The following is a 25,918-nucleotide window of genomic DNA, read 5'->3' on the forward strand; positions in this document are numbered from 1 at the left end:
TTTTGCGTAACAATCTGATTGGAAATAAAACTAATATTAGGTCTAAATTTATTTTCAATCAGTTTTGCATTTTTATCATAAATTTTTAAAAGTGGATTTTGAGGGTGTGAATTTATAGTTTACCAGAATAAAATGCCGTGATCATTATCTCAAAAGAGAAATATTTCCTTAGATTGCGATAGATAATCATATTTTATAAAAATGTTAATAAAATTTGCGTTAGGCTTGCTTTTATTAGAGGCTAAATGCTAATTAAATAAGTTTAAATTTTCTTAATTTTTGACAGAATTAAATTCTGCTGAAAAAATATTATTATATTAATGATTAAAATTGAGTTGATTAAAATATCATCCATATCAATATAAATATTGAACTGTACTGTAATGGAAGTACGATTCAGTCGATTTTATTTCTCAGTAATATGTTGATAATTATGGTTATTGTTTTGGTTTTTAGAATGATTCTTTGCGTGATTAATTAGTTTGGGAGTTGGAAGAGATAGTGCTATATATTAATTAATTTGAATTTTTTTCATACTTATATTTGCCACTTTTTTCGCAACGAAAAAAATAATTAAAATAGGTAACAAAATATTTGTTAACTGATTGTTTTAATAATTTTATTGATAACTTCAAAAAGATTTTAATGCTGAATATAAAAATAAACAGAAACTTTGATCTAGCTCAGTTTTTATCATGGGAAAGGAACTGGCATTAATTAATGCCAGTATTTGGATATAGGTTGTTATGGCTGAAACCAACCTTTACGAATAAGAGGGGCACAAATGAAACTATATAGCTGAGTAATAGGTGATTGAATTTTATTCGCACCAATAGACCAGAGAATTTGAGCTAAACCGCATGCGACAATCGCAAGTATAAAGGCGCCTGCCATATCTAAAGGCCAGTGAACACCGAGGTAAATACGCGACCAAGCAATGACAATAGCGGGGATCATCATGACAAGCCCTACCCAGGTCCTTAGCCAGAAAAGAAACGCGAAAGCGAATGTAAAGACAATCGTGCCATGGTTGCTCGGGAATGAAGGCGTGGCTTTATGTTCAGAGAAATTGGTGCCAATTCCCATGACAAATGGGCGGTCATGCGGCGCGAAATAGCCTACTAACCACGAAATTGCTAAACCAATGACAATAGCAATGGCCGCTTTGCAGGCAAAGGCACGTTGGCGAGTCATATTTGGCTGGGCGCCCCAAAACCAACAAGCAACAGTAAATAGTGGAAATAACAGAATTAAGCGTTTTGCAATCACGTTAGCTACAGCAATGGTTCCACTTGCAGTTTCTGGAGTAGCATTGATCAAATTGAATAGATCAAGGTTAAGTTGTTCCAGCACAGTTCAGTACCTCGGACAGATAGTTAGTAAGACAGAATAGGTATTAAAGGGAGATTAAAGTTTCTTAATGAGCAGGTAAAGTCCCTTTGTCTTATTATTGAAAGCTTTGTGCGACAAATTTACTTGCGGTTTAACTATTACTCAATAATTATTTAGTGCAGTAACAGACTTAGATAAGTAAAAGGGAGAAAAAGTGATGTGGTGGCAAAAAGAGATACAACTTAGCGCAAAAGTAAGAGGGTTTCATTTAGTGACAGAAGAAATTCTCAAGCAGCTTCCTGAACTTAGCTTAATTAAGGTTGGTTTAGCCAATATTTTTATTCAACATACATCGGCATCTTTAACGATCAATGAAAATGCGGATTACACTGTCAGAGAAGACTTCGAGAGTTTTTTTAATCAGGCCGTTCCTGAAAATGAGCCTTATTATAAGCATGATTATGAAGGAAGTGATGATATGCCTGCGCACCTAAAAAGCAGTTTATTGGGTGCAAGTTTAACGATTCCGATTACGAAAGGGCGTTTAAATTTGGGAACGTGGCAGGGGATTTATTTATGTGAACATAGAAATCATGGTGGAAAGCGTAGGTTAATCATTACATTGCAAGGCGAACCCAGCCGTTAGAAACAAAAAACCCGATAGCATGAAAACAAACAGTTGGCTATCGGGCTCCTCAATATGGGGACATCAAAGAAAAGCAGTGGCACTAATTAAGACCCCGTCTAAAAAAGAAAGTTCTCACTTAGATGAAAAAAAGTGCAATATTTTTATTAAATTTGGCTTAAATAGCACAAAAAGAACAAGCAAAGTGTTAACACCTATAAATAAGTGAACAACTTTGCTTGTTGGGATGAAAAACGGATGTGACTAATTACTTGTATAGATTCAAATTTTCTTTAGCGTAAGCTTCGAAATCTGTGCACCCACCGATGTGTTGCTCATCAATGAATATTTGTGGAACGGTTTCAACAGGTTTACCGACAGTTTTAGATAAATCTTCTTTAGAAATACCTTCAGCTTGAATATCAACATAGCGGTAGTCAAAATCTTCACGCTCATTTTTCAGTTTTTCAGCGAGTTCTTTTGCACGAACACAGTATGGGCAGCCAGGACGACCAAAAATAACAGTATACATAGTATCTCCTTTTTATCTTGAGCTCAGATTCTAATTGCAATGCTCAATACTATGCCTATATAACTTATGAAATAAAAGTCGAATTTTCCTGTTATACCTATAGGTATGGCATATAATTCACAGTTTGAGAAAGAGACACAATAATGAGAGGAGAAAAAGAATGAGTCATAAACCTCAATCTAAAGGGACAATGCGTTCATTGGCTGATATGCCAAAGCCCATTATCGTGTTAGAAGGTGTGGGGATCATTCTGCTTATTATTGTTTTGTTAGCACTAAATGACTACATCACACTGCCAGAGCCTTTAATGCAGTCAGGGGTGATCGTGAGCATGATTATGGTCGGTATTGGTTGTTTGGTGCCTGCAATGATCAACATTGTCTGGCGAGCAATTCATGGTCTGAGTTTTTTGGGTATTGATCATAAACAGCCAGAAAAGAGCGCATCTAAAAAGTCAGACTCTGCAGATAATAAACCTGATGAATAAGTAGATTAAGCGCAGTTTTACTGGTGTTTCGCCCTACAATATGTGAGAATTATTCGTTTTTTTCGTTAGGGGGAAATGTGCCAAAACCCTAACAAATCGATATTGCACGACTATTTTGAGTTGAAGAAGGTTATTGCCCATGGATTCTATTTGTTACCCTGACATCACTAAGCTACGTGAATGGCTAGACCAACTCAAAACCTCTTATTTCGAGTGTGATTCCTGCTCTGCATTACATTTACCTCATATGCAAAATATCGACGGTATTTTTGATGCGAAGCTCGATATTTTAAATAATGTTTTGGTGTTATCTGCATTAGCTGAGCTTAAACCGACAGCGATTGTGACGTTAGTGGCGAATATCAGCCAAATCAATGCCAGCTCATTAACAGCGAAAGTTTTCCTTGAAATAAACAATGAAAACTTGCCTAAATTGATTGTTAGCCAATCATTTTCATTAGAAGCAGGGATGACGTATCGTCAATTCGGCCATTTTTTACAGCAAGCAGAAGACCAAATTTCAGCCATTGTATTTGAAATCTTTAGCAATAATTTGCTGTATGCGAGTCAGGATGATTTCAGCGAAGATGATGACAATGTTGATGAAGACTCTGAGCATTCCCTTGACGACAAACCTTCGATAATTATCCACTAAGTCTTTGTTATGCACTGTGAAAAATATGCCGCAGGGCAGTGCCATTCATGCCAATGGTTGACATTAACGCCTGAACAGCAAGTTATTGAAAAACAGAGCCAACTACAGGCTCTTTTGCCAGCTATTGATATCTCTCTATTTCAGCCTCCAGCCACAGGGCCACTGATGGCTTTTCGCAATAAAGCCAAAATGGTGGTTAGTGGTAGTGTTGAGAAGCCAATTTTAGGTATTGTTGGGCGAGATGGGCAAGGTGTAGATTTAACGGACTGCCCGTTGTATCCAGATGCCTTTTCTGATGTGTTTAGTGCCATTATTCCTTTTATTGCAAGGGCAGGGCTGACGCCTTATAACATTGAGCGCAAACGCGGTGAATTAAAATACCTATTATTAACCCAAAGTCATTACTCTGGGAAATTCATGCTGCGGTTTGTGTTGCGCTCAGAGAAAAAAATTGAGCAGTTAAAAAAGGCACTGCCATGGCTACAAGAACAGTTGCCACTGCTTGCGGTGATCACCGCCAATATTCAACCCGTGCATATGGCAATACTTGAAGGTGAGGATGAGATTTTCTTAACGGAGCAGCGCACACTTCGTGAAGAGTTTAATCAAGTCCCTTTATTTATTCGGCCACAAGGTTTTTTCCAAACGAATCCTATAGTGGCTGCAAAATTATACCAAACCGCGAGGGAATGGGTTAAAGCGTTAGATATCGATAGCTTGTGGGATCTGTTTTGTGGCGTGGGCGGCTTTGGGCTGCACTGTGCTGAAAAAGACACTCACTTAACAGGGATAGAAATCAGTGCGCCAGCGATTGCCAGCGCACAGCAATCAGCGGATGAACTTGGATTAAAGCATGTTGAGTTTAAAGCACTTGATTCAACGCGTTTTGCCACGGCGAATCAGGATATCCCTCAGCTTATTTTAGTCAATCCGCCACGCCGAGGAATTGGTAAAGAGTTATGCGATTTCCTTTCCCACGTGCAGCCCGAATATATTTTGTATTCTAGCTGTAATGCACAAACCATGGCGCAAGATTTACAACTGTTGGCTGGCTATCAAGTCTGTAAAGTACAGCTATTTGACTTATTCCCTCATACTGCACACTTTGAAGTGCTGACGTTGTTAAAGCGTATTGTACAGTAAAATCCATGTGATGGTTTTTACTGTATAAAACGACAATTCAATATTCGTTATATCATTTGGGTAATTAATTTAATGTTTCAGCAGGAATGAATCCATGGATAATACTCTGAACTTAAATTCATCGATATGATTCGGTATAGGTTTATCACTATGATAGGAGAGCAAATGTTTTAGGTTTTCTAAAAAATCATTTTCGTTATCATATTTTTTTATACCTCTGTTAGGGTCAAAAAACTTATATATATAATTATTTTTATCGTGTTTAATTGAAATTGCCATACAATGGCCATCATAAGAAATCAGTGAATAGTAATCATTGTTATATTTTAATTTATTCTCTATATCAGCTTTTAGTTTTTCAATATTTGATTGGTTTTTATTTATTTGTAAGTTTGCATAGTCACAAATAGGTAGGCTTATATCATTGATTAACCCAGAATTTATATTCTTAGCTGTATTTTTATACATTTCTAGCTTAGATATAAACTCGAAAGCATTAGCTAGAAAAATTTTAATTTCTTTATCATCTAATGGTAAGTCAGATATTATTTTGTTTTTTATATTCTCATTCAATATTTTATGACAATAATAAATTTCTATTGAGTCTTCTTTGTTTCTTCTAACTAAATTATAGTAAAAGGTAACCAACTCTATAATTTCGTATTTACTATCTAAATAACTTACATTTTTATTTACACGAGATATATTTTTCATTAGTAGATGGGTTATATCGTATAGATTTTTTATATTAAGGTCATTTTCCTTATTCTCTAATGATATTAAATTTTTATCTACTTTAATATCTGTGCTTTTATTGATTAATGATGTTTTTTTCTTTTTATTATCAATGAGTAATGAATCTATTTTGTGTGCAATTTTATTGAAATCATATGCGCGTTCATAACTGATCTGAATATTCAGGCCATTGACTATCTGTTTATTTAATAAACTTACTTCAACATCATTCGGCTTTCTGTTTTTTAAATGGTAACTTTGTGCTTTTATGGATTTTAAAGTGGCCCCCATCGATTCAATTAGTTTATCCCCATCACTCTTGTTTTCATTAAGAAGGTATAGGTTTGATAGACCATGGCAAATTCCATTGCTAGCATTAGAGGTATTTCTGACTTGAGTGAGCTTTTTTCTTAGGGCATTATTTTCTTTTTTATTAAAGTATGTAAGTAGTTTGTCTTGATCAAAAGGAATGTCAAATTGAATTTTTTTCATAATAAACTCATCAATCATATCTATTTAATTAGTTTAATTATTACATTATTCAAATAAAGTGCTCTTTAAAAATCCGATTGAGCGAATAAAAAAAGCTTGGTATAAGACCAAGCTTTTTTTACTTGTCGGAGAGAAAGAAAGACTAACCTCTGTGCTCAAATTCCAATGCTTTGCGTTCAATTAAACGCATTAAAATAGTTAAGATTGCATTGACCACTAAATAAATAATACCCGCAGCAACAAATGCCATGACATCCCATGTTTGACCAAAGATAAGCTGACTGTATCCCATGACATCTAGCATGGTAATGGTACTGGCCAGTGAGGTACTTTTGAATATCAATACCACTTCATTGGAATAGGACGATAACGAGCGTTTGAAGGCATAAGGCAAAATAATTCGCATGGTTTGCATTTTGCTCATCCCAAGGGCTTGGCAAGACTGCCATTGACCTGATGGAATGGCTTTAACTGCGCCGTGGAATAATAAAGTGGAATAAGCTGCACTATTTAAAGCTAAGGCTACCATTGCACAGACCCAGGGTGTGGAAATAACCTCCCACAGCATAGGATAATCTTGCAAAGATTTAAATTGGCTTGGGCCGTTATAAATTAAGAAAAATTGTACCAATAACGGCGTACCAGTAAACAGTGTAATGTAGACCTTCACTGCTTGAGAGATCACTGGCGTTTTTAGCGATAAAATTAAGGTGAATAATATAGCTAACAGAAAAGCCACAATGAGGGCGCTAAACGTCAGAGACAAACTGGTTGGAAGTCCCGGTAATATTTTTAATATTAAATCTATCATTTTGATTCACCTCGCTCAAAGCGGGTGGTACGTAGCTCAATACGCTTTAGGACTAGCTGGCTGACTAACGTAATTGCAAGGTAAATCAAACCGACAATGGCATACCAAGTAAACGGTTCCTGAGTACGGTTAACGATGGTTTTAGTTTGTAACATCAAATCATTGACGCTGATGAGTGAAACTAATGCGGTGTCTTTCAATAATACCAGCCATTGGTTACCTAGTCCTGGAAGGGCATGGCGCCACATCTGTGGCATGATAAACCGAAAGAAGATCGTGCGCTTTGTTAAACCTAATGCAAAACCTGCTTCCCACTGACCATAAGGGACGGCTTTCAATGCGCCCCTAAGCGTTTGAGATGCATAGGATGCATATAATAAGGCTAGCGCAATAACGCCACAAACAAATGGGGTATAGTCAAATTCGCCGCTATTAGCAAAGAAAATACTTGGGTCGATTTGGATGGTGGTTTGCCAAAAACCGAGGTTCAGTTCAAAACCATCACCGAGTAGATTGATGAATTGCAATGTACCGAAGTAGACAAATAAAACCACTAACAATTCAGGTAAACCGCGGATCAAAGTGACCCAGCAGGTCCCTAGAAAGGCAATTGGTTTAAAGCGGACAGACTCCCATGCAGTAAACAGCATGGCCAGAACCAAACCCAAAATCAGCGCAGAAACAGCAAGGCCGACGGTGATACCGGCGGCACTTGTTAAAAATAGAAAGTTGCTCATTAATTATATCGATTACTGTTGAAACCATTTTTTGTGGATAGCATCATAAGTGCCGTCTGCTTTAACTTCTGCTAAGGCTTTATTCATTTTATCCAGCAGCTCTTTATTTCCCTTACGAACGGCAATACCTAAACCAATACCGAAGTATTGTGGATCAGTGACTTTCTCGCCAACTGCACCTAAGTTTTCATTACCTTTCCCTTTTAACCACTCGTCAGCGACTGCGGTATCACCGAAAACGGCATCGATACGGCCATTTTGTAAGTCTAAAATAGCAGATTGGTAGTTATCATAAGGAACGGTTGTCATCCCTTTATGTTGTTCCATGATGTATTTTTGGTGAGTGGTTCCGTTTTGTACGCCAATTTTTTTATCTTTTAATTGGTCTATTGAGCTGATTTTTTCTTTAACGGCAATAAATTCCGCTGAGTTAGGGTAGTAAGTCTCAGTGAAATCTACTTGCTGTTGGCGCTCAGGGGTAATATCGATACCTGCCATTAATGCTTCAAAGCGACGGAATTTTAAGCTAGGAATTAAGCTGTCAAAAGATTGGTGAGTAAATGTACAGGTTGCATTCATTTTTTCACACATTGCATTGGCTAAATCAACGTCAAAGCCAACGATTTGGTTATTCTTATCGAACATTTCAAAAGGTGCGTAAGTCGCTTCTGTTGCAAAACGAATAGTTTCTTTTTCCGCAGCAGTTGCAGATAGGGTTACAGCGCCCAGCAGTGCAGCTAATATAATTTTTTTCATTGCTTAATCCTATATCTATTAGTGTGACAGATAATTTGCAAATGCTTCTGTTTGAGGTGCAGTGAAATGGCTTGCATCCCCTTGTTCTACTATATGGCCGTTTTCCATATACACGACACGGCTAGCGGTTTTTCGCGCAATTTCCACTTCGTGAGTAACGATGACTTGTGTAATCCCAGTTGCAGATAGTTCACGTATGATATCAACAACTTGAGCGGTGATTTCTGGGTCAAGTGCAGCGGTTGGTTCATCAAATAATAAAACTTTTGGTTCCATCATTAGCGCTCTTGCAATCGCAACACGCTGTTGCTGCCCACCTGATAAGTGTAATGGGTAGCGGTTAGCAAATTGCGACAACCGTAAGCGTTCTAATAGTTTAGAGGCTTTTGCTTGCGCTTCTTGTTTTGACAATTTTAACACGCGACAAGGTGCTTCAATTAAGTTGTCCATGACACTCAAATGAGGCCATAGATTATATTGTTGAAATACCATCCCCACATTTTGACGCAGCTCACGGATCGCTTTCGCATCTGGAGCGGAAGAAAAGTCAAATTGCTGACCCACAATGTTTAAGTGGCCTGAACGTGGCATTTCTAATAAATTGAGGACACGTAACAACGAGCTTTTACCTGCTCCGCTTGGCCCGAGTAATACCATAGTCTCACCAGCAGAACACTCTAGATTGATATCAAAGAGTGCCTGATGGGAACCATAGAAACAGTTGATGTTTTTTAATTGAATGCTCATGTGTACCAATAATATCTTTTTTCACTACCTGCGATATTAATCCTATGAGCATATTTATGCAATAATTTCTGCATAAAAATTTGGTTTTTACGCTAAAATTAGTCTGATTTAACGGTCAGTTGCTCTGCTTGCTGTTCTTTAGCGAGTTGTTTATCTCGTTCAAAAGCCAGTTCACTGATGCGTTTTGCCATGCCTTTAAAAATAAATAAATGGGCAGGCATCATGGCAAACCAATAGAGTAGGCCGCAAAAGCCAGCTGGATGCCACCATGCCCGAACATCGATTGAACGGCGGTTCCCGCTATCATGAATAGTAAAAGTTAAGCGGCCAAGCCCTGGGGCTTTCATACCAAATAACAAGCTAAGTTGTTTATTTGGTTCAAGATTAATCACGCGCCAGCCATCAATTTCATCACCGAGTTGGAGCTCTTCACGGTCGGGGCGGCCGTACTTCACTTTATTCAGCATCATGTCATCCATGATGGCACGGGTTTTCCACAGACCATTGGCATAGAAATAGCCGTTTTTTCCACCGATTTGTTGCACCGTATACCAGAGCGATTCTGAACTGGCTGTTGTTCCAAGGGTTGCTCCCGCTTGTTTTGGGTAATAGCCATAACCGGGGCGCCAGCGTTTTCTGACTTCTGGGTCATACCCCCAATCTGCGTTATCAACGGCATCGGCTTCTTCTGCTAAAGTCGTTCTAACGGCATCATCAAAAGAGACTAAGGTTTGTGGGATCAGCTCTCGTAACGCTTTATCATCTGCCGGAAGGTCGTGCTGCAAGCCTTGGATTAGCTCCTTAGCAATTGATGGGGGGACGGAGGTGATCAAGCTGATGAAATGCACCGAGATCATACTAATCGGGATCGGGATAGGAATAAGTAAACGACGTTTACCACTGACCTTAATAAAGCGCTTAAATAGCTCTTGATAGCTAATAAACTCAGGGCCACCCGCATCGAAAATTCGGTTCTCGGTTGTTGGTATTTTCGCCAATTGCGTTAAATAATATAAAATATTCGACAGGGCGATGGGGGATGATTTAGAACGAACCCAACGTGGCGGGGTTAAAATGGCTAAGTTGTAGACCATATCGCGCATAATTTCGAATGCGGCAGAACCAGAGCCAACGATAATAGATGAACGAATTTCGGTAACTGGGATTTGGCTTTCACGTAAAATATCGCCAGTTAAACGTCGTGCAATTAGATGTGGTGAATAGGTATGCCCATGTTGTAATGCACTAAGATAAATAACATGTTTAACGCTTGAACCTTCAAGGACTTGTTGCACGTTACGAGCGGCGGTGCGTTCACGCTCAACCAAATTGGCTTGGTCGGCCATGCTATGAACGAGGAAATAAACAATATCAATGTCTTGCATGACATCTTTTAATGTTTCAGGGTCATGGAGATCCACATAAATGCATTGGGTATCTTGCCAGCCTTGGGATAACATCCAATCAACACGGCGTGCGCCTGCTGTTACGTCATATCCTTGCTCAATAAGTTTAGGGATCAGATTTTGACCAATATAACCACTAGCGCCCAACACTAAAACACGTTGTTTATCTGTCATGTTAATTTCCTGTTTCACGCAAATTAACGGCTATTGTGACTGAAATTTTACCTATGTAAAGAAGGCCATGAGAATTGGCGTAATAAGACTAAGTACGAAGCCATGAACAATGGCCGCAGGGACAATTGAAACCCCACCGCTGCGTTGTAAAACAGGCAGTGTAAAATCCATTGACGTTGAACCACAAATGCCAAGAGCGGTTGAACGGTAACGATTAATAATAATTGGAATGAGCATGATTGCAGCAAGTTCCCTTGCTAAGTCATTGAAAAAAGCGGCGCTCCCCATGACTGGGCCATAAGCATCGGTGATGACAATTCCTGTTAATGAGTACCAGCCAAAGCCTGAGGCGACTGCTAACCCCATTTTAACTGGGAGACCGAGTAATAACGCGGCTAACGCACCGCCCGCGAGCGCACTGACCCCCATGACAAATGCAATGGTTGTTCCACGTCGATTGATTAAGATCTGTTTAATACTCATTCCACTATTGCGTAATTGAATGCCAACAAGTAGCAACAGCAGCATTAATGCAACCTGACTGCCTTTATCGGCATAGTGTAAGAAATTAAAACCCGTTAACCCGACGACAAAACCCAACAGTAACACCCCACAAAGTTGCAGAGACTCTAAAACCATTTTGATCCTAGATGGCGGCTTTTCTTGTTTGTGTTGTGGGATTTTCCAAGGGTCCAATTTATCAAGTAATAACAAAGAGATAACATTTAATGAAAATATACAGCCAAAAAAGGTAATGGCATAAATTAAAATAGAAATTAAGTGAATACTTAAGTTTTCAAGCAGTGCGAGAGTTATTCCCATTAGAAATAAAATAACATATACCATCGAGTTAAGTGATTGGTGTACTCGATGGAGAATTTGTTTATTTCTAATAGTAATAAGGTAACCAAGTGTTAATGGTAGCAGTATAATCAAAAGTCCTGAATACATGGCCGGATCCTTAAAGGTTAACCCATAGACTAGGTAACTATAAACAAAGAGTTATGCTTATCTTTTTTATTTAGGTTATCGAAGCATAAACCTGATATAGCGCCGAGTAAGAAAAGAATTTTTTGTGATAAAATTTTTTTATTGGCGTCTCAATGAAAAATAGGTCAAAAACACTAAAAATGAAAGTTTTCCTATTTTATAACACTGCTATTAGATGCTCAATATAGTTCTCTGTTTTGTTATGAATAATTTTTATTTAGCATATATTGTGATAGTAATGAATGTGGTTAATCGGTAAGCTTTGGTTATTATTCTTTTATATTTTCACTTGGCATAATCATTCAGTACGTAATGGTAACTGATGAAATTGAAGGGGGAATATAAATACTTCAAGGAGAGAGTAATATGTACCTGGAACGTGTGGAAATATACGGATTTAGAGGGATTAACCGGCTTTCTTTAGAACTAAATAATAGTACGGTTTTAGTCGGTGAGAATTCCTGGGGGAAATCGAGTTTACTTGACGCACTTGATCTTCTTCTTTCCCCTGAACATACAAATTACCAATTCAGCCTTCATGATTTTCACCACCCAGCAGGGAATGATGAATCGCGTTACCGCTCATTACAGATCGTTCTAAAATTTGGTGAGCGTCGAAAAGGGCGTCATCAATCATATCGCTTTCATAATCTTAGCTCTGTTTGGGTCGATAACGGAGATGGGCTTAAACATATTTTCTATCGTGTTAGTGCAGAGCTTAAAGATGATGGCACAATCGCCGTCGATAAAAACTTTTTAAACGCAGGCGGCAATAAGCTTTCTTTGGATAATGTAGGTAAATATATCAAAGAAATTATTCGGTTATATCCGGTTATTCGCCTACGAGATGCTCGATTCATACACTCGCTTAACCCGGAAACGATTGTTTCAGGGCAAAAAGAGGTACGTGACTTATTTAATGCCCGTATTAAGGAGCTAACCAGTGCATTGGTCAACAACCCTGAACGCTTAAGTGATGAAGACCTTGGTGATGGAATTGATGCGATGCAACAATTGCTTAGCCATTACTTTTCAGGGCAAAGTTCCCATATTATTCGTTCAGATAATTCAATTGTAAAAATAGAGCCACGTAAGCGCGGCTGGAAAGCGCTTGATAATATTAGTCGCTTAATTGCTAAACCAAACCAACGCAATATTCGATTAATTATTCTAGGAATGTTTTCTTCGTTATTACAATCAAAAGGTAATATTCACTTAGATAAGCATGCTCGGCCATTGATTATTGTTGAAGATCCAGAAACGCGTTTACATCCGATTATGCTCTCCATCGCATGGGGCTTATTTAGTTTATTTTCTCTGCAGCGGATTACCACAACGAACTCAGGAGAGCTGCTTTCATTAGCACCTCTGGAAGACTTGTGTCGTCTGGTTCGCAATACCAATAAAGTTTCAGCTTATCGTTTGAATGAAAATGATTTAAGTGCTGAAGAGTTACGTAAAATTTCTTTCCATATTCGCTTTAATCGCCCATCAGCCTTATTTGCTCGTTGTTGGTTATTAGTTGAAGGGGAAACGGAAATTTGGTTGATGAATGAGTTCTCACGTCAGTGTAACTATTACTTTGAAAGTGAAGGAATAAAAGTTATTGCATTTGCGCAAAGTGGCTTGAAGCCTTTGCTGAAGTTTGCCAATAAGATGGGAATTGAATGGCATGTTTTAACCGATGGTGATGAGGCTGGGCGTAAATATGCGGCAACTGCGACGCATTATGCTAACAAAATTGATTCCTCAAATAGGGATAGGCTAACGATGCTGCCAGCACCAGATATGGAACATTTCCTATATCGAGAAGGGTTTAGAAGCCTTTATCATGAAATTGCTGATATTCCAGATAATGCAAAGGTTTCAACTAGGCGGGTGATTATTAAGGCAATTTCTCGTACATCGAAACCGGATTTAGCGCTAGCCACTGTTAATAGAGCCGCAGAATTAGGGCCAGATAGTATCCCGCTGCAATTGAAAATTATGTTTTCTCGTGTGGCATGGTTGGCAAGAGGTAAAGCAAACTAATAGAGATATTGATAAATTTTACTCGTTGTTGATTGAGTATTGAAGAATGGCTATCTCATGTTGAATCAATTGATAACTTAAGTGATATATAATTTGATAATTGTTTTTTAGCTGGCAATAAATTGGGGATCCACCTCCTTTAACAAGTTGTCAGCAATTTTAGAGGGCAATGCCCTCTTTTTGTTCATAGGAAGTAGGTAAACATGAAGGTAAAGCCTAAAAAAAAGTGGCCGATTTACTTGGTGATCATTATTTTTGCCCTAGTCACCGCAGGGGTTCTTTTAAATCGTGAAAAAGAAGCGGTTTTCCAAACCGTAGATGTCATACGAGGCGATTTAGATAAACAAGTACTGGCAACGGGAAAACTCGATGCTGTACGTAAAGTCGATGTTGGGGCTCAGGTTAGTGGGCAGTTACAAACACTGTATGTAAAAGAGGGCGATTATGTTAAAAAAGGCGACTTATTAGCGGTTATTGACCCCAAAAAAGCCCAAAATGATGTTATTGAGTCTGAAGCAACAACACGTGAACTCGAAGCCAATTTATCATTAGCTCAAGCGGAGCTTCGCCTTGCTCAAGTGACTTATCAACGTCATTTAAGCCTAGCGAAACAGCAAGCAGTTTCTCAACAAGAACTTGATAAAGCTAGAACAGATGTGGAAGTAAAAAAAGCGCAAGTCGCCACTTATCAAGCTCAAATTAAGCGTAACCAAGCCACCCTTGATTCGGCAAAAACAAATCTAAAATATACGCAAATTACGGCTCCAATGGATGGCATCGTCACCTTTATTAAAACATTACAGGGGCAGACGGTTATTGCGGCTCAGGAAGCACCAACGATTTTAACGCTTGCAGATTTAAATACGATGCTAGTCAAAGCCGAAGTTTCTGAAGCCGATGTGATTTATTTACAACCGGGTCAAGATGCCTCTTTTACTGTTTTAGGGGCTCCAGATAAAAAATTTGCGGGGCAATTAAAAGATATTTTACCGACACCTGAAAAAATCAATGATGCCATTTTCTATTATGCGCGTTTTGAGGTACCCAACCCGCAACATTTATTGAAATTACAAATGACGGCTCAGGTCACTATTGAATTAGAGTCACGTAAAAATGTGCTGTTACTACCGCTATCTGCATTAGGCAATGAGATCTCACCACAAACCTATGAAGTGGATATCCTTCAAGGCAATAAAGTCGAGAAAAAACAAGTTGAAATTGGTGGCCGAAACGATGTGTATGTGGAAATTATCAAGGGCCTAAATGAAGGTGACAAAGTGGTCATTGGGCACAGCGAGACGGAATACTAACTATGTCTGCGTTAATTGTTCTTCAAGGGATCACTCGCCGCTATGGGGAAGGTGAAAACCAAGTTACGGTCTTAAAAAACGTTTCACTGCAAATTAATGCAGGTGAGATGGTGGCGATTATTGGCGCTTCGGGGTCAGGGAAATCTACACTCATGAATATTATTGGGTGCTTAGATAAACCAACAGAAGGGAATTATTGTATTGATGGCCAAAGCGTCGCAACGTTAGATAACGACCAATTGGCAGAACTGCGCCGTGAACATTTTGGTTTTATTTTTCAACGTTACCATTTATTAAACCATTTAAGTGCGGAACAAAATGTTGAGGTGCCTGCGGTATATGCAGGGGCCGGTAAAAACCAACGTCGCGAGCGAGCTGCTCAACTATTGCAGAGTTTAGGGCTCGGAGAGCGGGTTGATTACCGCCCAAGCCAGTTGTCTGGTGGGCAACAACAGCGCGTGAGTATTGCCCGGGCTCTAATGAATGGTGGGCAGATAATTCTAGCGGATGAGCCAACAGGAGCACTGGATAGCCATTCGGGAGAAGAGGTCATGAATATTTTAAAAGACCTTTGTGCCCAAGGACATACCGTAATTATTGTCACGCATGACCCTGAAATAGCTCAGCAAGCGGAACGTATCGTAGAAATTAAAGATGGCGAGATCTTGAATGACTCGGGTAGCAAAGCCACGACACGAACAAATTCATTACCAAAAGCCCCGGCAAGAAAACTTACATTAAACCAAATGTATGGTCGGTTTAGCGAAGCTTTGTTAATGGCTTGGCGTGCCATGGTTGTCAATAAAATGCGCACATTACTGACGATGCTTGGGATTATCATTGGTATTGCGTCGGTGGTATCAATAATGGTGATCGGTGATGCGGCACAAGGTATGGTCCTTAATGATATTAAATCGATCGGAACCAATACCATTTCTATCTATCCAGGGAAAGATTTCGGTAGTGACGATGCGGAAAATAGGCAATCATTGAAATCTTCGGACATTGACGCGATTGCTAAGCAGCCTTATGTCCACGCTGTCTCTGGGGAATTGAATAGCTCAACTCGGTTAAGAAAAGGCAATTTAGATGCATCAGCTCAACTTTTAGGTGTTGGGCGTGAGTATTTTAATGTTTATGCCTCGAAGTTTTCAGAAGGAATGGGGTTTACTCAAGATATGGCGGACAGGCGAGCCCAAGTGGTGGTGATTGATGCCAATACCAAACGCCGGTTTTTCCCTAAACAAGAACATATTATTGGCGAAACTTTGCTCATTGGTAATATGCCTGCAACGGTTATCGGTGTGCTTGAAGAGAAAAAATCTGCTTTTGGCTCTAATAAGTCATTATCCATTTGGTTACCAGATACCACGGTAAATAGTAAAGTGCTTAATCGACCCTATTACGACAGTATTACTGTACGGGTTAAAGACGGTTATGACGCTAAAACTGCGGAGCAGCAACTGATCCGTTTACTGACATTACGCCACGGTAAACAAGATATTTTCACCTATAACCTCGATACCTTTATTAAAACGGCAGAGAAAACAACCCAAACAATGCAGTTATTTCTCACACTAGTGGCAGTTATTTCATTAGTGGTCGGAGGAATTGGTGTGATGAATATTATGTTAGTTTCCGTTACTGAAAGAACGCGAGAAATTGGTATTCGAATGGCAGTAGGTGCTAGAACTAGCGATGTGATGCAGCAATTTCTCATCGAAGCCGTGCTGGTATGTTTGATGGGAGGGCTAATGGGGATTGGACTATCGTATGGGATTAGCTTATTGGCTCAAATGGCGTTACCGGGTTGGACATTTTCTTTTGATCCTGTGGCGTTAGTCAGTGCCTTTGTTTGTTCAACGGCCATTGGTATTATTTTTGGTTTTTTACCTGCTCGAAATGCGGCTCGCTTGAACCCAATTGATGCGTTGGCGAGGGAATAGTTTACAGCTTAATTATTTATGATCTAAATGCTTGTTGCGTATCTTCTGCATCATAGGGTTTGATGCAGAAGATAGAGAGAAGATATTAAATGCTAACTTGAAAGAGATATCTGCTCAAGAATAGTCCCGTTTTTTGGAACTGAGTTCCTCAATTAAATTCTGCTAATTAAATGCGTTATTTTTAACTCCTTAATTTTCTAATAATATTTTTTTTAATCTATATATTCCCTCGTTTCTTAAAATATTTCATAATAAAAAACTGTCTGAAAAGATAAATTCTGCTTGCGAATTGGTATCGATCATAGATATGATTTGCCCTGTAGAATAAATGAAACCCGGTTCCATATAATGGAACTTATAATAAAGCCAGTAAAAAACTAAGCAAAGACAACCACACAGCAGGTGCGATATGGCGAATAAAGCAGGTGAAGATTATTCTTTGGCTCGAGTACCCCAAAGTGCTCGTAGGCCGTTCTATGAAGTGTTAATTCTACGAATTGGTGCGCTAGCTTGTGTTTCTCAAGTGATGTTAGGTGCGGCTCTTGGTTATGGGTTAACTTTTTGGCAGGCGTTTTGGGCAACAATGCTTGGCTCTGTAATTTTACAGGTTGTCAGCTGGGGGCTTGGAGCAGCTGCATGCCGTGAAGGAATGTCGATTAGCCTACTGTCTCGGTGGGCGGGTTTTGGTAAGTTAGGCTCAGCTCTTATTGGTGGCGCGATTGCCATCTCCTTAATGGGCTGGTTTGGCGTCCAAAATGGTTTCTTTGCGGATGGTATGTATAAAGCGACTAATGTGCTAACACCAGGGACTTGGTCACTTATTACAGGTATTGCGGTGACGGTTATAACAGTATATGGGTATCGATTTTTATCTATTACTGCCAATATCTCAACGCCGCTATTTTTATTTGCGTTAGGCTGGGCGACATATAATTTATTATCAGGTCAAGATATTGGTACGCTTATCAATGACACTGAACCTGCCGGGCCATTAATGACTATGCCTGCGGCCATCACAATGGTTGCTGGTGGTTTTATTATTGCAGCAGTAACAACACCTGATATCAGCCGCTTTATGAAAGGGCCTAAAGATGTGTTTTGGATGACGCTCATCGGCACATTTTTCGGTGAGCTACTGGTCAATATGATAGCGGTACTGATGGCGCTGTCATTACGTACAAGCCAAGTATTTGATTTAATGATGGCGCTGACAGGGCTATTAGGTGCATCGATTGTTATCTTCTCAACAATAAAAATGAATGATATCAATCTGTATTCATCATCGTTAGGTTTTTCAACACTGTTAAATGCCATATTTAATAAGCATTTTGACCGCCGTTATTTAACGTGGGTGATTGGTATTTTTGGGACTATCGCTTCAATGTTAGGGATCTTAGATAACTTTATTGGTTTCTTAATTTACTTAGGAATAGCCATTCCGCCTGTCGCAGGGATCATGGTTGTTGACTATTATTTGTTGAAGCGTGACCGCAAAGAGCTAGATATCACTCGAGAACAAGGCATATTACCACCCAGCTGTGAAGCATATAACCCAGTAACACTTGTGGTATGGGTGATCGCAGTACTGGTTGGGTGGGGGACATCAGAATTAGGTCCGCTGCACGCTGACTATGGCATTCCTGCGCTTAACTCTTTAATTACTGGTGCTGTCGCTTATTGGATCGGAATGCGCTGGCAGGCGAAAGCGAAAGGTGTTGAAACGGTACACTTTCGCAAAGTGTCTCATTTAGATTAAGGATTAAACCATGTCAGGTACAAAAGTTAAAGTTGCTCTGGCTCAGTTTGATTCAGAACTTGGCAATAAAACTAATAACTTACAACGTATGGCACAATTGTGCCAACAAGCCGCGGATTCAGGAGCAAAATTGATTTGTTTCCCTGAACTGGCGACAACGGGTTACCGTGGTGACTTATTGACTACCAAGCTGTGGGATTTAAGCGATTCCATCGGAAGTGAAACTTATACGCTATTTAGCGAACTTGCTACTCGTTTAAATATCACTATTGTTAGCGGTTTTGTTGAACGCGGTGAATATTTAGGTGATATCTATAACTCTGTCGGTGTTTGGAACCCGGGGTGTGATGGTATTAGTGGCGTTTTTCGTAAAGTTCATGCCTTTGGTATAGAGAAACAGTGGTTTGGACGAGGTGATAGTTTTCCGGTGTTTGAAACCCCCATTGGTAAAATCGGTGTCATGATTTGTTATGACATGGGGTTTCCTGAAGTCGCACGAATTTTAACATTACAAGGCGCGGAATTATTATTAGCGCCTTCAGCTTGGTGCGTTCAAGACCGAGATGTCTGGGATATTAACAGCGCCTGTCGAGCATTAGAAAATGGAACTCACTTACTTGCGGTGAACCGTTGGGGCCATGAAGAAGATCTGCATTTATTTGGTGGTAGCAAGGTTTTAGGTCCTCGCGGCCAAGTACTTTGTGAAGCGGGCTGTGAAGGTGAGGAGCTATTAATTGGTGAGGTTGATTTTTTAAACCAAGCCCATACACGCTTAAATGTGCCTTATCTAAGAGACAGAAAGCCACAAAGTTATAGTGTATTAACCCAAGGTTCAGGGTCATGAGTATTTTATCTAGCGTTGTTGATGTTTACCAACTGTTCCTGCGTTCAGGGAACGAACTGACTGTGACAACGTTAGTTAATGAGTTAGGTATGCCTAAAAGTTCAGCCTCCCGTCTTTTAAAGCAAATGGCTGAACTCGGATTGCTTGAAAAGAAAAACAATGCACCGATATATCGACCGGGTTTGTTGATTATGGAATTAGCGCATCGGGCTAGAGGGATGAATCCATTAATCGATATGATGCTTGAAGCACTTGATGAACTTGCGAAAGATAGCGGGTTTACCAGTTATGTATCAGCACTTGATGATGATATGGTTCGTGTCGTTCATGCGCGCTTTGGCAATAGCATGTTACAAGTGATCACTCAGCCGGGTACGCGGTTGCCCATACTGGGGACTTCAACGGGACGTGCGTTATTAGCAAGGTTACCGCTAAATGAGCGGTCAAAAATCATCGGCCGCGAACTAAAAGAAGAGCAAGAGCAGGCTAAATTAGTTGAGCGTTTGGACATAGTGGCTGAGCGTGGCTGGGAATTTTCGATGGATGAATCTGTTGCTGGCGTCGCGTCAATATCAAGTACAGTTTTCGACCCAGCGCAAAATACGTTATATGCCCTGTGCTTAAGTTTACCTGCAACACAAATGAATGATGAGGTTATGGCACAGTTATCCATGAGTCTTTGCCATAAAGCTGCTTATCTTGGTTGTATGGTGGGTGACCCGTATTGGTTACAAAAAAGCATAAATAAGTCATGAGTTTATTTTGTTCATAAAAGTAAACAGTAGTAAGAAGTAGGTAGTAGCAGTAAGTAGTAAATTATAAATATTTATATTGTTAGTATTTTAAGTGCGTGAATACGCCTTCATCAGGAAAAATGAGACCTCAATTACGTGAGGTTTCATCTAGAGCGAAATGAGGTTAACTCGTTATTTTAGGCGAGTTAACCTCAAAGTAGCTCTTCACTCCCATAAAAAAAATTAAAGGAAGTACAATGAGTCTAAAACAAACTCTTTGCGTATATGAGCTAATCGATTGCGCTAGTGTTAAAGGTGAAGACATTGTTGCATTGTTCCAAGATTTCTCACACATTGAAGTTATGTCTAAAACGGTTAAGGATCACAAAGGACAAAGCGATTTTGTTCGCATTCTTATTCCTGGAACACAAGGTAAATCACAGCATAAAGATGCGCCAACACTGGGGATCATCGGGCGTTTAGGTGGAATAGGTGCTAGGCCTTCTCGAATCGGTGTTGTGTCTGATGCAGATGGCGCAATTGCCGCACTTGCAGCAGCGCTTAAACTGGCACAAATGCATGAGAAGGGCGACCGATTACTTGGCGATGTCGTGATCACAACCCATATTTGCCCAAATGCACCAACACGTCCACATACACCTGTTGATTTCATGGACTCCCCCCTTGAAGATGCCACGATGAATCAACATGAGGCGATCCCAGAAGCGGATGCTATTTTGTCCGTAGATACCACAAAGGGAAATCGCTTACTCAATCATAAAGGGTATGCACTGTCTCCTACAGTAAAAAATGGTTGTATTTTACCCGTATCAGAGGATTTAATTCGTTTGATGGAGTGGAGTAGTGGCCAAAAAGCGGTGACATTCCCACTATCAATTCAAGACATCACGCCATATGGCAATGGCCTACATCATATCAACAGTATATTGCAACCTGCGGTATCAACATCTGCACCAGTGGTTGGTGTCGCTATTTGCTCAGAGACTGTGGTGCCAGGTTGCTCTACCGGAGCTAGCCATGAGGTTGATATTGCGGCTACAGTAAAATTTATGATAGAAGTTGCGAAAGAGTTTACCGCGAATCAGTGTGCATTTTATGATGTTGAACAATATGCATTATTAACTGAACTGTATGGTGATATGTGTCATCTGCAAACAGCGGGTAATCGTACTTAGTCATTTCAGAGAATAGCCACAGTTAATTATTAGCCTCATCAATGTAATTGAAATAATTAACTGTGCTCTATTGAGTAAAAGCTTAGCTCGATTCGCTGTTATTAGCGGAATTGTCTTCAGCTTCAATAGGGATGATAAGCTCAGCGTGGTTGCCTTTTGGCCCAATGGTTAAACTGAACTGAACTTTCTGGCCCGCTTTTAGTGTCCTGTAACCGTCCATTTGGATACAGGAATAATGTGCAAAAATATCTTCTCCGCCATCAGCTGGGCAAATAAAGCCAAAGCCTTTTGCGTTATTGAACCACTTAACGATACCTGTCTCCATATTTCATCCTTCAAATTTACCAATATTTGCGTTTAGAGCTATGTATAAAAAACACACACTGAATAAGTATAAATACCGTGTTATTTGTTTACAAAATATACTGTAATAAATTGCCTTCTAAGGTCAAGAGGTGAGGCTCAGGAATTAGTGGAAAGTGTTCAGAATTCGCTAATCAATCGCGCTCATTTTTTGTAATATTTGATATGGTTCACAGATTGCTAACCATAGAAGCAAAGATGATTCCCATGCTACACTGTCATTTAATGCAATATAAACAAAAAATATCATAGTGACTAAATGGTATAGTTTTATGACGTTATCAATATGATTGATAGAAATCGTTGATAATAAAGACTATGCTTAAATTGAAGTTAAACACTGAGCAAGCAAGTAATGAGTGATTTTCTGGGCACATTTAAAACTGACGTCATTTTTAAAGATGAAATAGATCAAACCTTACAGCCACCATCGATGTATAAGGTGCTATTAAATAATGACGATTATACTCCGATGGATTTTGTTGTCGAAGTGTTACAAAAATACTTTTCTTTTGATGAAGAACGCGCTACACAGATAATGTTAGATGTCCATATTCAAGGAAAGGGAGTTTGTGGAATTTTTACTGCAGAGGTTGCTGAAACTAAGGCGGCACAAGTCAATACTTTTGCTCGTGAACATGAGTACCCTTTGCTTTGCACTATAGAGAAAGTCTAATTTGGCTTAATATCAATTTTGGGAGGTGCTTATGCTCAATCAAGAACTGGAGCTTAGTTTAAACGTAGCTTTTACGAAAGCGAAAGACAGTCGCCATGAGTTTATGACTGTAGAGCACCTATTGCTAGCGTTACTGAGTAATATCTCTGCTCGCGAAGCTTTAGATGCTTGTAAGGTTGATCTTGTTGCATTACGTCAAGAACTTGAACACTTCATCGCGCAAACTACACCTTTGTTACCCGAAAATGATAGCAGAGACACCCAGCCTACGTTGAGTTTTCAGCGTGTATTACAGCGTGCTGTTTTTCATGTGCAATCATCTGGGCGCAACGAAGTCAGTGGTGCAAATGTATTAGTGGCGATTTTTAGTGAGCAAGAGTCCCAAGCTGCGTACTTATTACGTAAGCATGATGTTAGCCGCTTAGATGTGGTTAATTATATTTCTCATGGCACGATAAAAGGCGAAGAGTCGTCATCAGAACAAGATATCTCTTCTAATAGCGTGCAAAATGAAGAGCAGCCGGTCTCAGAAGACCATATGGACAACTTTACGAGCAACCTGAACCAACAGGCCAAGAAAGGGAATATCGACCCACTGGTAGGGCGTCAGGCCGAATTAGAGCGTACTATTCAAGTATTGTGTCGCCGTCGTAAAAATAACCCATTATTAGTTGGCGAGTCTGGTGTCGGTAAAACCGCTATTGCTGAAGGGCTAGCGTGGCGTATTGAGCAAGATGATGTACCTGACGTCATGAAAGGCTGCACAATTTATTCATTAGATATTGGTTCATTACTGGCAGGAACCAAATACCGTGGTGACTTTGAGAAACGCTTCAAAGCATTACTGAAAATGTTGGAAAAAGATCCAAAAAGTATTTTATTTATTGATGAAATACACACGATTATCGGTGCAGGAGCAGCATCTGGTGGGCAAGTTGACGCGGCTAACTTAATTAAGCCGTTGCTATCAAGTGGCCGAATTCGTGTTATTGGTTCTACAACATACCAAGAATTTGGCAGTATTTTTGAGAAAGACAGAGCTTTGGCGCGTCGTTTCCAGAAAATTGATATTGTAGAGCCAACTCCAGAAGAAACAATTCGCATCATAAATGGGCTAAAACCTAAATATGAAGCGCATCACGATGTTCGTTATACCGCAAAAGCAATTCAAGCCGCGGTGGATTTATCTATTAAATATATCACTGATAGGCATTTGCCAGATAAAGCCATCGACGTGATTGATGAAGCAGGGGCGCGAACGCGACTGGTTGCACCAAGTAAACGTAAAAAAACCATTGGTGTACCTGAAATTGAAACTGTCGTGGCACGCATTGCCCGCATCCCTGAAAAAACCGTTTCCTCTAGCGATAAAGACAAACTCAAGACACTTGATTCACGTTTGAAAATGTTAGTTTTTGGACAAGATAAAGCGATAAATTCGTTGTCTGAAGCAATCAAAATGAATCGCGCAGGCTTAGGGTTAGAAAATAAACCAGTGGGCTCTTTCTTATTTGCTGGGCCGACGGGGGTGGGTAAAACGGAAGTCACGGTCCAGTTAGCTAAAGCACTGGATATTAAACTATTACGTTTTGATATGTCTGAGTATATGGAACGCCATACTGTTAGCCGTTTAATTGGTGCTCCTCCTGGCTATGTTGGCTTTGATCAAGGTGGCTTACTGACGGATGCAGTTATTAAACATCCGCACTCAGTGGTATTGCTAGATGAAATCGAAAAAGCCCATCCTGATGTGTTTAATATCCTCTTACAGGTCATGGACCATGGTACTCTAACGGATAACAACGGTCGTAAGGCTGATTTCCGTAATGTTGTAGTGGTAATGACAACCAACGCAGGGGTACAAGAAACTCAGCGTCGTTCTATTGGTTTTGCAGAGCAAGATAATAGCACTGATGCGATGTCTGAGATCAAAAAGGCGTTCTCACCAGAGTTTCGCAACCGCCTTGATGGTATCATTTGGTTTAACTCATTAACTCCAGAAATTATTACGCAGGTCGTTGATAAATTTATAGTGGAATTACAAGTTCAACTTGATGAGAAGGGCGTCTCAATTGAAGTCAGCGCTGCGGCTCGCCGTTGGTTATGTGAAAAAGGCTATGATAAAGCGATGGGTGCCCGACCTATGGCTCGCACCATTCAGGACAACCTGAAAAAACCATTAGCAAACGAGCTGCTATTTGGTTCATTAACGAATGGTGGCTCTGTAAGTATCGGGCTTGATGAAAAAAGTAACACACTGACATACAGCTTCAGTAGCGTGCACAAGGCCTCTCCGGAGGATGCGGTATTCTGACGAATAGACCACAGGTGTATTAATGCACCTGTGGTTGTCAGGCCTTGCCTGAAGAGAATATCAACGGCTACGGAAAATGATTCGGCCTTTGCTCAGGTCATAAGGTGTTAACTCTACAGTTACCTTGTCGCCTGTCAGGATGCGGATATAGTTTTTACGCATTTTTCCAGAAATATGAGCAGTCACCACGTGACCGTTTTCCAGTTCAACACGGAACATTGTGTTTGGCAGGGTATCTAACACAGTGCCCTGCATTTCAATATTGTCTTCTTTGGCCATCTAATCCTCTAAGTTTAATAACCTGATTTTTAACGGGCAAGATAATGCCCAAAAACCCACACTAAGTAAAGAAATGTCGCATTTTAACGCGATCTTTATTTTTACATGAGGGTATAAATTTACTATAAAACCAAAATTCGTTACTCGAAAATTGGCGGTATTTCAATCGATTGCGGTAACCAGCAGGCGGGGTCAATCGCTTTGTCACGCCACCGGTAAAGAATATGTAAAAAATCCCTACGGGATATCTCTTTTGCGCCCATTGAGGCAGTATGGTGGTTAAGTACCTGACAATCAAAAAGCTGCCCATTATAGCGCAAAAAATGAAAATAGAATGTAATAAAAGCAAATTTGGATGCATCATTCATTCTGCTAAACATGGATTCCCCACAAAATAGGTGCCCCATGTTCACGCCATACAGGCCTCCAACGAGTTTATCGCCATACCAAGCTTCAATGGAATGCGCCATCCCCGCTTGGTGTAATGCCAAATAACCTGCTTGCACTTCGGGTAAAATCCAAGTGCCCTCTTGACGTATAGAGCAAGCTGCAATAACTTGCTCGAAAGCATGGTTAATAGTAATGCGATAAGTCTGCTTTTTTAATACTTTTTTCATTGACCGGCTAATATGTAATTCACCAACCATGAGTACGGCTCTAGGGTCTGGAGACCACCATAAAGGCATCTCTCCAGGATTAAACCAAGGAAAGATACCATCATAATAGGCAGCTTGCAGCCTTTTTGATGAAAGATCTCCACCAATCGCTAATAAGCCATTGGGTTCCCGCATCGCTTCAGACACGGGAGGAAACAAATAGGAGTCATCATCTAATTGGTACATATACG

Annotated in this window: 25 protein-coding genes; 13 read left to right on the forward strand and 12 right to left on the reverse strand. The window is 39.9% G+C overall.

Translation table 11 applies throughout. The features are described 5' to 3' along the window. Positions 1-744: 744 nt before the first annotated feature. The gene (ybjG, locus tag CYG50_RS04415) at positions 745-1,353 is read right to left on the reverse strand and encodes an undecaprenyl-diphosphate phosphatase (RefSeq protein ID WP_102138426.1); all 609 of its coding nucleotides are present in this window, start codon (positions 1,351-1,353) and stop codon (positions 745-747) included. A 196-nt stretch (positions 1,354-1,549) separates the two neighbouring features. Between ybjG and CYG50_RS04420 the strand changes: the two genes are divergently transcribed. Beyond that, complete coding sequence (locus CYG50_RS04420) at positions 1,550-1,978, forward strand: secondary thiamine-phosphate synthase enzyme YjbQ (RefSeq protein ID WP_102138427.1); 429 nt, start codon at positions 1,550-1,552, stop codon at positions 1,976-1,978. Between the two features lie 247 nt (positions 1,979-2,225). Here CYG50_RS04420 and CYG50_RS04430 read toward each other — a convergent pair whose 3' ends face one another. After that, a complete protein-coding gene (locus CYG50_RS04430) occupies positions 2,226-2,489 on the reverse strand; it encodes a GrxA family glutaredoxin (RefSeq protein WP_004256424.1) in 264 nt (87 codons plus the stop codon). A 160-nt stretch (positions 2,490-2,649) separates the two neighbouring features. Here CYG50_RS04430 and CYG50_RS04435 point away from each other — a divergent pair, with 160 nt between their 5' ends. The 3 genes from CYG50_RS04435 to rlmC all read left to right on the forward strand — a co-directional run bounded on the left by CYG50_RS04435 (position 2,650) and on the right by rlmC (position 4,774). Beyond that, positions 2,650-2,976 carry a YbjC family protein gene (locus tag CYG50_RS04435; RefSeq protein ID WP_102138429.1) on the forward strand — a complete coding sequence of 109 codons (327 nt, stop codon included), beginning with the start codon at positions 2,650-2,652 and terminating at the stop codon, positions 2,974-2,976. Between the two features lie 139 nt (positions 2,977-3,115). After that, positions 3,116-3,631, forward strand: coding sequence for a YbjN domain-containing protein (locus CYG50_RS04440; RefSeq protein WP_102138430.1), 516 nt, complete (start codon positions 3,116-3,118; stop codon positions 3,629-3,631). Between the two features lie 9 nt (positions 3,632-3,640). Next, positions 3,641-4,774, forward strand: coding sequence for a 23S rRNA (uracil(747)-C(5))-methyltransferase RlmC (rlmC, locus tag CYG50_RS04445; RefSeq protein ID WP_102138431.1), 1,134 nt, complete (start codon positions 3,641-3,643; stop codon positions 4,772-4,774). A gap of 69 nt (positions 4,775-4,843) precedes the next feature. Here rlmC and CYG50_RS04450 read toward each other — a convergent pair whose 3' ends face one another. From CYG50_RS04450 to CYG50_RS04480, 7 genes are all read right to left on the reverse strand, one after another. Beyond that, on the reverse strand, positions 4,844-6,001 hold the full coding sequence (locus CYG50_RS04450; RefSeq protein WP_102138432.1) for a hypothetical protein: 1,158 nt from the start codon (positions 5,999-6,001) through the stop codon (positions 4,844-4,846). A 142-nt stretch (positions 6,002-6,143) separates the two neighbouring features. After that, on the reverse strand, positions 6,144-6,812 hold the full coding sequence (artM, locus tag CYG50_RS04455) for an arginine ABC transporter permease ArtM (protein WP_102138433.1): 669 nt from the start codon (positions 6,810-6,812) through the stop codon (positions 6,144-6,146). Next, a complete protein-coding gene (artQ, locus tag CYG50_RS04460; protein ID WP_102138434.1) occupies positions 6,809-7,549 on the reverse strand; it encodes an arginine ABC transporter permease ArtQ in 741 nt (246 codons plus the stop codon). The genes artM and artQ overlap by 4 nt, the downstream gene beginning before the upstream one ends. A gap of 12 nt (positions 7,550-7,561) precedes the next feature. Further along, entirely contained in the window at positions 7,562-8,305 is a 744-nt protein-coding gene (artJ, locus tag CYG50_RS04465; protein WP_102138435.1) for an arginine ABC transporter substrate-binding protein, read from the reverse strand. An 18-nt stretch (positions 8,306-8,323) separates the two neighbouring features. After that, positions 8,324-9,052: an arginine ABC transporter ATP-binding protein ArtP gene (gene artP, locus CYG50_RS04470; protein ID WP_102138436.1), complete on the reverse strand. Its 729-nt coding sequence runs from the start codon at positions 9,050-9,052 to the stop codon at positions 8,324-8,326. Positions 9,053-9,150: 98 nt separating this feature from the next. Further along, on the reverse strand, positions 9,151-10,632 hold the full coding sequence (locus CYG50_RS04475) for a DUF2867 domain-containing protein (RefSeq protein ID WP_102138437.1): 1,482 nt from the start codon (positions 10,630-10,632) through the stop codon (positions 9,151-9,153). Positions 10,633-10,683: 51 nt separating this feature from the next. Beyond that, positions 10,684-11,583, reverse strand: a complete 900-nt coding sequence (locus tag CYG50_RS04480) for a LysO family transporter (protein WP_102138438.1) — start codon at positions 11,581-11,583, stop codon at positions 10,684-10,686. A gap of 405 nt (positions 11,584-11,988) precedes the next feature. Between CYG50_RS04480 and CYG50_RS04485 the strand changes: the two genes are divergently transcribed. The 7 genes from CYG50_RS04485 to CYG50_RS04515 all read left to right on the forward strand — a co-directional run bounded on the left by CYG50_RS04485 (position 11,989) and on the right by CYG50_RS04515 (position 21,439). Beyond that, the gene (locus CYG50_RS04485; RefSeq protein WP_102138439.1) at positions 11,989-13,653 is read left to right on the forward strand and encodes an ATP-dependent nuclease; all 1,665 of its coding nucleotides are present in this window, start codon (positions 11,989-11,991) and stop codon (positions 13,651-13,653) included. 203 nt (positions 13,654-13,856) lie between these two features. Next, entirely contained in the window at positions 13,857-14,963 is a 1,107-nt protein-coding gene (gene macA / locus CYG50_RS04490) for a macrolide transporter subunit MacA (RefSeq protein ID WP_102138440.1), read from the forward strand. Positions 14,964-14,965: 2 nt separating this feature from the next. After that, entirely contained in the window at positions 14,966-16,909 is a 1,944-nt protein-coding gene (macB, locus tag CYG50_RS04495) for a macrolide ABC transporter ATP-binding protein/permease MacB (protein WP_102138441.1), read from the forward strand. 409 nt (positions 16,910-17,318) lie between these two features. After that, entirely contained in the window at positions 17,319-18,665 is a 1,347-nt protein-coding gene (locus CYG50_RS04500) for a purine-cytosine permease family protein (RefSeq protein WP_102138442.1), read from the forward strand. Between the two features lie 10 nt (positions 18,666-18,675). Beyond that, positions 18,676-19,509 (forward strand): nitrilase-related carbon-nitrogen hydrolase, encoded by an 834-nt coding sequence (locus CYG50_RS04505; RefSeq protein ID WP_102138443.1) that lies wholly within the window; start codon positions 18,676-18,678, stop codon positions 19,507-19,509. After that, the gene (locus CYG50_RS04510) at positions 19,506-20,264 is read left to right on the forward strand and encodes an IclR family transcriptional regulator (RefSeq protein ID WP_102138444.1); all 759 of its coding nucleotides are present in this window, start codon (positions 19,506-19,508) and stop codon (positions 20,262-20,264) included. The genes CYG50_RS04505 and CYG50_RS04510 overlap by 4 nt, the downstream gene beginning before the upstream one ends. Before the next feature lie 236 nt (positions 20,265-20,500). Beyond that, on the forward strand, positions 20,501-21,439 hold the full coding sequence (locus CYG50_RS04515; RefSeq protein ID WP_102138445.1) for a DUF1177 domain-containing protein: 939 nt from the start codon (positions 20,501-20,503) through the stop codon (positions 21,437-21,439). 82 nt (positions 21,440-21,521) lie between these two features. Here CYG50_RS04515 and cspD read toward each other — a convergent pair whose 3' ends face one another. Then, a complete protein-coding gene (gene cspD / locus CYG50_RS04520; RefSeq protein ID WP_102138446.1) occupies positions 21,522-21,764 on the reverse strand; it encodes a cold shock domain-containing protein CspD in 243 nt (80 codons plus the stop codon). A 393-nt stretch (positions 21,765-22,157) separates the two neighbouring features. Between cspD and clpS the strand changes: the two genes are divergently transcribed. Both clpS and clpA read left to right on the forward strand, forming a co-directional pair. Further along, on the forward strand, positions 22,158-22,478 hold the full coding sequence (gene clpS / locus CYG50_RS04525) for an ATP-dependent Clp protease adapter ClpS (protein WP_102138447.1): 321 nt from the start codon (positions 22,158-22,160) through the stop codon (positions 22,476-22,478). Between the two features lie 31 nt (positions 22,479-22,509). Further along, positions 22,510-24,792, forward strand: a complete 2,283-nt coding sequence (gene clpA, locus CYG50_RS04530) for an ATP-dependent Clp protease ATP-binding subunit ClpA (protein ID WP_102138448.1) — start codon at positions 22,510-22,512, stop codon at positions 24,790-24,792. A 60-nt stretch (positions 24,793-24,852) separates the two neighbouring features. Here the strand turns inward: clpA and infA are convergent, their stop codons facing one another. Both infA and aat read right to left on the reverse strand, forming a co-directional pair. Further along, entirely contained in the window at positions 24,853-25,071 is a 219-nt protein-coding gene (gene infA / locus CYG50_RS04535) for a translation initiation factor IF-1 (RefSeq protein WP_004244560.1), read from the reverse strand. A 140-nt stretch (positions 25,072-25,211) separates the two neighbouring features. Next, entirely contained in the window at positions 25,212-25,913 is a 702-nt protein-coding gene (aat, locus tag CYG50_RS04540; RefSeq protein ID WP_102138449.1) for a leucyl/phenylalanyl-tRNA--protein transferase, read from the reverse strand. Between the last annotated feature and the right edge of the window lie 5 nt (positions 25,914-25,918).

Source organism: Providencia huaxiensis, assembly GCF_002843235.3.
Classification (GTDB): domain Bacteria; phylum Pseudomonadota; class Gammaproteobacteria; order Enterobacterales; family Enterobacteriaceae; genus Providencia; species Providencia huaxiensis.

Coding starts and splice junctions, on each gene's coding strand:
- CYG50_RS04420 (WP_102138427.1), top strand. CDS start 1,550: ATGTGGTGGCAAAAAGAGATACAACTTAGCGCAAAAGTAAGAGGGTTT.
- CYG50_RS04430 (WP_004256424.1), bottom strand. CDS start 2,489: ATGTATACTGTTATTTTTGGTCGTCCTGGCTGCCCATACTGTGTTCGT.
- CYG50_RS04435 (WP_102138429.1), top strand. CDS start 2,650: ATGAGTCATAAACCTCAATCTAAAGGGACAATGCGTTCATTGGCTGAT.
- CYG50_RS04440 (WP_102138430.1), top strand. CDS start 3,116: ATGGATTCTATTTGTTACCCTGACATCACTAAGCTACGTGAATGGCTA.
- rlmC (WP_102138431.1), top strand. CDS start 3,641: ATGCACTGTGAAAAATATGCCGCAGGGCAGTGCCATTCATGCCAATGG.
- CYG50_RS04450 (WP_102138432.1), bottom strand. CDS start 6,001: ATGAAAAAAATTCAATTTGACATTCCTTTTGATCAAGACAAACTACTT.
- artM (WP_102138433.1), bottom strand. CDS start 6,812: ATGATAGATTTAATATTAAAAATATTACCGGGACTTCCAACCAGTTTG.
- artQ (WP_102138434.1), bottom strand. CDS start 7,549: ATGAGCAACTTTCTATTTTTAACAAGTGCCGCCGGTATCACCGTCGGC.
- artJ (WP_102138435.1), bottom strand. CDS start 8,305: ATGAAAAAAATTATATTAGCTGCACTGCTGGGCGCTGTAACCCTATCT.
- artP (WP_102138436.1), bottom strand. CDS start 9,052: ATGAGCATTCAATTAAAAAACATCAACTGTTTCTATGGTTCCCATCAG.
- CYG50_RS04475 (WP_102138437.1), bottom strand. CDS start 10,632: ATGACAGATAAACAACGTGTTTTAGTGTTGGGCGCTAGTGGTTATATT.
- CYG50_RS04480 (WP_102138438.1), bottom strand. CDS start 11,583: ATGTATTCAGGACTTTTGATTATACTGCTACCATTAACACTTGGTTAC.
- CYG50_RS04485 (WP_102138439.1), top strand. CDS start 11,989: ATGTACCTGGAACGTGTGGAAATATACGGATTTAGAGGGATTAACCGG.
- macA (WP_102138440.1), top strand. CDS start 13,857: ATGAAGGTAAAGCCTAAAAAAAAGTGGCCGATTTACTTGGTGATCATT.
- macB (WP_102138441.1), top strand. CDS start 14,966: ATGTCTGCGTTAATTGTTCTTCAAGGGATCACTCGCCGCTATGGGGAA.
- CYG50_RS04500 (WP_102138442.1), top strand. CDS start 17,319: ATGGCGAATAAAGCAGGTGAAGATTATTCTTTGGCTCGAGTACCCCAA.
- CYG50_RS04505 (WP_102138443.1), top strand. CDS start 18,676: ATGTCAGGTACAAAAGTTAAAGTTGCTCTGGCTCAGTTTGATTCAGAA.
- CYG50_RS04510 (WP_102138444.1), top strand. CDS start 19,506: ATGAGTATTTTATCTAGCGTTGTTGATGTTTACCAACTGTTCCTGCGT.
- CYG50_RS04515 (WP_102138445.1), top strand. CDS start 20,501: ATGAGTCTAAAACAAACTCTTTGCGTATATGAGCTAATCGATTGCGCT.
- cspD (WP_102138446.1), bottom strand. CDS start 21,764: ATGGAGACAGGTATCGTTAAGTGGTTCAATAACGCAAAAGGCTTTGGC.
- clpS (WP_102138447.1), top strand. CDS start 22,158: ATGAGTGATTTTCTGGGCACATTTAAAACTGACGTCATTTTTAAAGAT.
- clpA (WP_102138448.1), top strand. CDS start 22,510: ATGCTCAATCAAGAACTGGAGCTTAGTTTAAACGTAGCTTTTACGAAA.
- infA (WP_004244560.1), bottom strand. CDS start 25,071: ATGGCCAAAGAAGACAATATTGAAATGCAGGGCACTGTGTTAGATACC.
- aat (WP_102138449.1), bottom strand. CDS start 25,913: ATGTACCAATTAGATGATGACTCCTATTTGTTTCCTCCCGTGTCTGAA.